Origin of the sequence: Salinibacterium sp., assembly GCF_031364185.1 — a bacterium.
Taxonomy (GTDB): Bacteria; Actinomycetota; Actinomycetes; order Actinomycetales; family Microbacteriaceae; genus Rhodoglobus.
Genome location: NZ_JANLVV010000374.1, coordinates 1 through 1,118, shown reverse-complemented (window position 1 = coordinate 1,118; position 1,118 = coordinate 1). Strand labels below are relative to the sequence as shown.

Annotated in this window: 1 protein-coding gene; it reads right to left on the bottom strand. The window is 63.8% G+C overall.

Features of this window, described 5'->3' with window-relative positions; all coding sequences use genetic code 11:
- Positions 1-60: 60 nt before the first annotated feature.
- Positions 61-291 carry a hypothetical protein gene (locus RMN95_RS16195; protein ID WP_309617938.1) on the bottom strand — a complete coding sequence of 77 codons (231 nt, stop codon included), beginning with the start codon at positions 289-291 and terminating at the stop codon, positions 61-63.
- Positions 292-1,118: the final 827 nt, after the last annotated feature.

Below are 1,118 nucleotides of genomic sequence, written 5' to 3'. Positions count from 1 at the left end.
GACCCATGCGTCGCGCCGGTTGTTTGCGCCCTTCGGCTGGGGCGGGCCCGATCGCCCTCGTCAACCGCACTGCCCCACATCGCCGCACGCGGTGCAAAAGTCGCACCCGTCTTTGTGAATCACGGTCGCACTGCCGCATTCGAGGCACGCCTTGCCGGGCATGACCGTGCTCCGTGTCACCGCATCGTTCGAGGCTTCGCGTACGCCCATGTCGCGCAGCGGAAAGCCGTATTCGTCGAGCACGCCGAGCACGCCGAGCATGGCGTAGCGGTGGATGATCAGGCGCGCCATGTAGGCCACGGTCGACGGCCAGGTCTGCTGGCGCCGCTCGCCGTGCGGCAGCCCGGCACGAAGGCCATGATCGGAGTGGATAGCGTGAATCACCGAGCCCCAGTGACTCCAGCATTTGGCGCACCTGTTCGCGCTTGAATCCGCGCAGCCTGAACACCTTGCTCTGCATCGCTCGGGCCGGGTGGGCGAACAGGGTGACGCCGTCGAAGTACCAGACGACGCCATAAGACTTCGACAGCGTCACCATGAACTCGGACGGGTTGCGACTGAACGAAACGTTCACCGTGCCCACGCGCGTCGCGTCGGTGATGACGGCCAAGCCCTGGGCGGAGGCGAAGTCCTGGATCACGTCGGGCGGGGCCTTGTTCTCGGCGCGGTAGGCCAAGGTCTTCGACACCCGCTTGGGCTCGGTCGCGCTGGCCTCGCCCGCCCCGTACAGGGTGAGGGTGACGGTGAGCGCCAGGAACCGTCAACGAAAACCTGCGCAGTGCCATTTGAGTCTCTGTGCGTACCAACGTCAGGAGGCTCGAAGCGGCGGAGTCAGACCGCCGCCGAGCAACTCCATCGCAGCTTGGCTTATGGCGAGCGACGTTGGGGCCAACACCTGCCGAGTCGATCGACAGATACGAAGTCACGTACCAATTCACGAAGGGAGCGAGCAAACAAAGTCACTCGACCATTGGAACGATGTGACCGCTGCGTTGAAACGAGTGCGAAGCTTCGCTTTGTGCGACAGGAGTTCGCACCCATCTACATCGCTGCGAAGGCCTTCGTTCAACCTCTTCGCTATCACGGATGAACCGCTCCGATTCGATCAGCGCCGAAGC